At 66.2% G+C, this 6159-nt stretch carries 3 protein-coding genes; 1 reads left to right on the top strand and 2 read right to left on the bottom strand.

Annotated elements, in window-relative coordinates:
- The coding region (gene cas3u / locus RWR81_RS11875) for a type I-U CRISPR-associated helicase/endonuclease Cas3 (RefSeq protein ID WP_314457945.1) at positions 1-2744 on the bottom strand (2744 nt) is incomplete at its 3' end.
- Between the two features lie 389 nt (positions 2745-3133).
- Here cas3u and RWR81_RS11870 point away from each other — a divergent pair.
- The gene (locus RWR81_RS11870) at positions 3134-4444 is read left to right on the top strand and encodes a DUF4143 domain-containing protein (protein WP_314457944.1); all 1311 of its coding nucleotides are present in this window, start codon (positions 3134-3136) and stop codon (positions 4442-4444) included.
- Positions 4445-4489: 45 nt separating this feature from the next.
- Here RWR81_RS11870 and RWR81_RS11865 read toward each other — a convergent pair whose 3' ends face one another.
- Positions 4490-5998, bottom strand: a complete 1509-nt coding sequence (locus RWR81_RS11865) for an alpha-galactosidase (protein ID WP_314457943.1) — start codon at positions 5996-5998, stop codon at positions 4490-4492.
- Positions 5999-6159: the final 161 nt, after the last annotated feature.

The following is a 6159-nucleotide window of genomic DNA, read 5'->3' as shown; positions in this document are numbered from 1 at the left end:
CGCAGGATCGTCTCGATCAGCGCCAGGGTGTAGGGGCCGTAGCGATCATTGAGACGGTGGAAACGACTCATGGCCTCAGCCCAGGAGGGGTCATTCGGGTCCTGATGTCGTGGAGCCGTTCCGTAATCAGGCAAGCACACCGGTCCTGGGCCGCGGAAGCGGCCGTGGTGGCTGAGAACCAGATGCATCACCAGGTCAGGATCGTGCGTCGTCTGCTCACCTCTGTCCAGCTGCTTCTCCAGGCGATCGGCGGAGGCCGCTTCATGCCTCCAGCCGGAGGGCACGCCGGCCATGCGCATGGAGCGGTTCCAGTACCTGCGAGGGAGCCGGGACTTGCTCAGCGGCGTTCGGCGATTCTGCTCCTCCGGATCCTCCAGGACGAGGAAGCCGCTCTCATCCACGGCTGCGCCCAGCGCGGCCTGCATCCTGGGATCGGCCTTGCCATCGTCATGGTGGCGTCCGGCCGTGACGAGGTCCTCCACCAGGTTCTCGGGCAGGCCGATGGCTCGGGCCCACTGTCCTGCACGTTCACCCACCTTGTCGCCGTGGCCGGACAGGGTGCGCTCCTCGGCGTCATCCTCAGTGTTCGCGGGACGTTCGGTGGCGGCCTCTACGAGCCGCAGGCGGAGCCACGGGTGAAGACTGTCAGCACCAATGACGTCGTCGTCGATCTGCCAGCCCGGTGGCACCGTGAGCAAGGCGGCCTCTTCCAGGAGGTCGGCGTACGGGTCGTCGGTTCGCAGGTCACCCCCGGACAGGTCCGTGAGGATGACCGTCTGCCTGCCGCCCGCTCCCCGGTCCGTCCCCGTCGCGAGGGACACCAGCTCTTTGGACACCTCCTCAGCCGTGGCGCCGGGCATCACGTGCTGCCCGGAGTAGTCATGGCCGGCGTTCACCAGCCCATAGGGGTTGCCGTCATGACCCGGCACCATGACGATGATCTGGCTGGGAACCAGATCAGGAGGGGAGGCCCCGGCCCGAAGGACACGAGGCTCTTCTTCCGACGTCGGATCGATGATGACGAGGGACTGCGTTCCCAACGCCTGTTTCACTACCTCCCGAGCATCGTTCAGCGGGACGGTCCAGGCCTCGGCTCGAAGGTCGGGCCGCCACCGAGTCAGGTCCTCCCGAAGGGCCTCAGGACTGACATCGGCGAGGTCTCCCACACTCTTGCGGAAGACGATGAACGCGTCCGGCCGTGGATCGGCCAGTGGCCGGATCCACGGATGGACAGGGGCGTCATTGCGGGACCCCAGGGTGCGCAGGTATGCGGCGAAGACATTCGGGGGGATGATGACCGGAACCTGAGTCGCATTCACCAGCTCCTCCCGCCCGTCAGCCTCATCGAGCCGCTTCACCACCTCACCGAGGGTGGTAGCGCTGCCGATCAGGTCGACGACGGCGTCTGCGGCGACGCCGTGGATCGGGTCCTTACTAGCGGTGGAGTGAACGATGGTCACGTTGCCGTCGAACCGAGCGCCGATCCGGTTGACCCGTCCCAGGCGCTGCACCAGGGAGCCGGCCTGGCAACTCTCCGTCAGGAGGTGGGTGAAGTCGAGGTCGGCACCAACCTCCAGAGTCGATGTGGCCACGACGACAGTGGCCTGAGCGTCCTGACGGCCCTCAGCCCCCGTCCGATAAGGGGAGAGTCTCTTCACGGCGTCCTTGCTACGACGAGCAGGCATCCCGCCGACCATGACATCCACGTGAGGAGCCTGATCTCCCAGGTTCCCGGCCTGCTTCTTCAACCCGGCCACGACCTTCTTGACGGTGTCCAGGGTGTTGCAGAAGACGACCAGCGACTCTCCCCGGCTCAGCTCCTTCATGCGAGTACACGCCTGCTCCGTGAGAGCGGCTGCCGCCTTGCCATTCACACAGTGAACGTCCACCGGGACACTGTCACGATGCGCCCGACGCGCAGCCAGCTGCGGATCCAGGCGGCACTCCTCCTCCCAGTCCAGACTGAGACCGGGAGTCAGTTGCTGGCCGGCTTCCCGGTGAAGGTTGGGAAGCGTCATGGGTGTCGCCGTCATCGGCATGACCTGCAGACTCGGGACGCTGCCACCACAACGATCCTCGAGCCTGCTCTCCTCGCTGCGGAGCACGGACAAGGTGGTCAGGGCCTGCTCGGAGAGGTGCGCCTCGTCAAGGACCCAGAACGCATCCAAGCCAGTCAGCGCCGCATCGATGCTGCGGCGGTAGGGCGAGAGCTGGTAGCCGCGGAACAGCAGACGGGACACGGTCATGTCGAGTGTTCCCACGATGATGGCTGGGCGCGCGGGGTAGCGCGTGTGCTCCGTCAAGTCCCCATCATCATCAGCGAGCCCACCGCGCAGGCGACGCACCTCGAGCACCTCCGCCTCAGCAGGGATAGCGAAAGCCGATCGCAGCACCTCGGCCACTTGTCCTACCGTCGACCGATCACCTGCACCTTCTGCGAGTGCCTCCTTAATCGTTAGCGCAGCCTCGAAGGAGTCATCGACGACGGCGCGCCGGTCGACAACGAGATGCAGTCTCAGAGGAACCACCCGCCTCCGACGACGTCGGCCTATCTGCTCGGCGTCCTGAGCCAGCGCGTACAACCATCCGATGAGGACCGCGAGGGTCTTACCCATCCCGGTCGGCACACTGAGGTGGGACGGCGACTCTCCCTGGGCGAGTCGCTCGGCCAGGCGCACCTGGTAGTCCCTGGGCTCATGCCCAGTGATATCACGGAAGAGATCTGAGAAGTCGAGGCGGCTCACATCAACGCTCCTGAAACGTTAGTCTTACTATGGATAAGTTCAACCCCCAGTCCCCTGGGGCAGCACCGCCGGCACTTCCGTGCGAACCATTGATAATCCGCTACCTCCACCAGCAGTGGAGCCGATGTATCTCCTGAGAGACACGGCGGTGGTGAGATTCATCTTACACTCGGTAAGTCCCTCTGTCACTGCCCGCTGCTGTGCCGGGGCTCCAGAGGGGCGCAACGATCAACACCAAACTTGACTAAAACGATCATTAACTCTTGACCAAATAGTCGATGAAAGCACGACCGAACTGATTGTCACCCACAGCTCCCGGACCCCTGAGTTATCCACAGCCCCACTCTTTTGGCTGTACGGCAGCACAAAGCGGCCCTTACGATCAGTTCATGACCACCTACCGGCCGCGTCTCATGGACCAGCGCCTCGAGGAGCTGCTGCGGTCGGTCCCGGCAGTCAGCGTCGAAGGAGCCCGCGCCGTCGGGAAGACCCGCACCGCCAGGACACACGGCACTACCTTCATCGCCGTTGACGATCCCGACGAACGCACCCAGCTCGCCGCCATCGGATCGCGCTTCACCACACTTCCCAGCCCTCTCGTCATCGACGAGTGGCAACGCATGCCTGAGCTGTGGGACCGGGTACGTCGCGCCGTCGACGACGATCCCTCTCCCGGCCGTTTTCTCCTTACCGGATCCTCCACACCGTCCCAGGCACCCACCCACACAGGCGCGGGACGGATCATCACTCTGAGGATGCGTCCCTTCAGCCTGGCCGAGCGCGCGATCGACACCCCAACGGTCTCGGTGGGGAGCCTATTAAGCAGTGGCCTCGGCACTCAGGACCTCTCCGCACTGACCCCGATCGAGGGGTACACGAGTGTCACGATCGACCAGTACGTCGATGAGATCTGCCGCTCCGGCTTCCCCGCCATCAGGGAGCAGCCACCTTTAGGGCGCAAGGCCCAGTTGGACGGATACATCGAGCAGACGCTTCGACATGATCTACCGGAAGCGACGGGTGGCAGGCGACGTTCACGATCCGTGAGGGAGTGGCTGACGGCCTACGCCAGCGCGGTGGCCACGACGGCGAGCTTCACCTCCATCGCCGAACTGGCGAACAGGCCACTGAGCACCGACATGGGCTTGGCGACGGCGCGCTCCTACCGGGACCACCTCAGCGGGATGTGGCTACTGGACCCGGTTCCGGGCTGGAGTCCCAGCGAGAACGAGTTCTCCCGCAACAACCTGGCCGACAAGCACCAGCTGTGCGACCCGGCCCTGGCCGTTCGCCTTCTCGGATACGGTCCCTCCGAGGTGCTCGGGGTCGGCCACCCGATCCTCACCAGCCCTCGGGGCACCCCGCGCCGTCCCCGGGTACTCGGCTCACTGTTCGAATCCCTGGTGATTCAAAGTCTTCAGGTCTACGCCGAGTTCCACAGCGCCCGGGTCTTTCACTTTCGGACCAAGGGCGGACTACAGGAGATCGATATCATCCTCGAAGGTCCCCGCCGGCAGGTCGTTGCCTTCGAGATCAAGGCGAGAGCCACTCCCAAGCCGGATGACACCAAGCACCTGCGCTGGCTGCGCAAGAAGATCGGGCCGAGGCTCGCAGACGCAGTCCTGGTGACCACCGGCCGTCTGGCGTACCGGGACGAGGACGGGATCGCCGTCGTGCCCGCCGCTCTGCTGGGACCGTAGGAGCTTGGCCAGCTCCCGGCCCCAACTCCAGCCTCAGCCCCCACCTCACAGCGGGTAGGCCGACGCCGTCCCCTCGATGGCCTCAGTGAGGTCGATCTCGCGCTCGCCCAGCTTGAAGCGGTAGCGGCCCAGGATCTCCGGGGGCTCGTCCTCGGCGGCCAGGTAGGTGCGCACGGCCTCCTTCTCCTCGTCGTCGAGCCAGCTCATCTGGTCCGACAGGCACCGGTAGCGGCTGGCCGCCGCGAGGTCGCGCAGCCACTGCATCTGGGTGTCGTTCAGGAGGTTGCGGCGGTGGCGGAAGAAGACGACGTCGGGATCGACCCCGATGACCCGCCCCAGCCAGAGCCGGTTGATGCCGGCGTGCAGGGCGTTGTAGGCCTTGGCGTCCGACAGGTCGTTAGAGGCGTAGTTCTCCCACATGGGGGCCACGTCCGGCCCTACCCGCACCGCGTCGAGCAGCCCGAAGGAGGGCATGATGAGCGCCCCGGAGCCCAGGAGGAAGGTCTCGTCGCCGGCGGTGTCACGCACGAGGCGCAACCCGGTTCGGTAGGCCTCCTCCCGGTCGATCTGGCGGTGGCGGTAGCCGGGGATGGCGGCGGCGTTGATGAAGTCGAGCTTGAGGTAGCTGAAGCCCCACCGGTGGACGATCTTGGCGATGAGCTTGCGCACATAGGTCTGGGCGGTGGGGTGGGTCGTGTCCAGCGCGTAGTAGTCGCCGCCCCAGTTGGAGCCGGCCACGGCCAGTCCGCCATCGGCGTTGTGGACGAACATCTCCGGGTAGTCGCGCACCGCCCGGGAGCCGGGTAGGGCGATGAAGGGCGCCACCCACAGGCCCGGCTGCATTCCGGCCTCGCGGATCCGGGTCGCGGCGGCCTCCATGCCGTCGCCGAAGCTCTCGCCGGCCTCCCAGTCACCGACCATCACCTCCCAGCCGTCGTCGATCTGAAGCGTGGAGAAACCCAGTTCGGCGACCTGTGGGATCTCGCGCTCGAGAGCCTCCTGCGAGATGCCCTCGTAGTAGGAGTACCAGGAGCACCACACGCTTTGCGGCTCAATGGCCCGGCTGCCCAGGCTCTCTCCGACCTCGCGCGCGTAGCGGGCCATGACGGCGGTGGCCGGGCCGGGCAGGATCACCCAGCGCGCCGAGTCACCGGACTCGGTGAAGGCCTCCAGGACCGCGGTATCGGCGCGCAGCCGCGGCGTGCGCCCGTCCAGGCAGCCCACGAGCAACGCCCCGGAGGCGTCCTCCAGGACCGCCATCCAGGCCGAGTGGTGGCGGGCCGGGTCGTCCCAGGGGTCGTCGTCGGCGGTCCGACGTCGCTGCTGGTCGGCGATGCGCATCGGCGCCTCGCTCAGACGTCGCCAACCCGACGGCGACCAGGAGTTCTGGCCGGTGCGGTAGAACTCGCCGTCGCGCATGTCGTGCAGGAGGGTCAGGTGTGAGGCCTCGACATAGACCGCACCGGTGGCACCGCCCGCCCCGTGCCGAGTGGTCACTGTGCCGTCGCAGGCCAGGGCGATGCTCCGCCCGGTCAGGGTGATGTGGTGAATCATGCGCTCTCCTCAGCTCCTGCTTGTCCCGCCTGCGGGTCGGGTCCCCGTCGAGACACCAGCACCGTCCGGCTCGCACTGTACGTGGTGCCGACCGTCCAGACCGACATTTTCTTCAAAGATGACGCGGAGCCGCGTCGTTTATGAAGAAACCGTCGGTGAGT

The sequence above is a fragment of the uncultured Actinomyces sp. genome (assembly GCF_963526355.1).
Taxonomy (GTDB): domain Bacteria; phylum Actinomycetota; class Actinomycetes; order Actinomycetales; family Actinomycetaceae; genus Actinomyces.
Note: the sequence above shows the minus strand (reverse complement) of the source record. Positions and strands in the feature narration are given on the sequence as shown.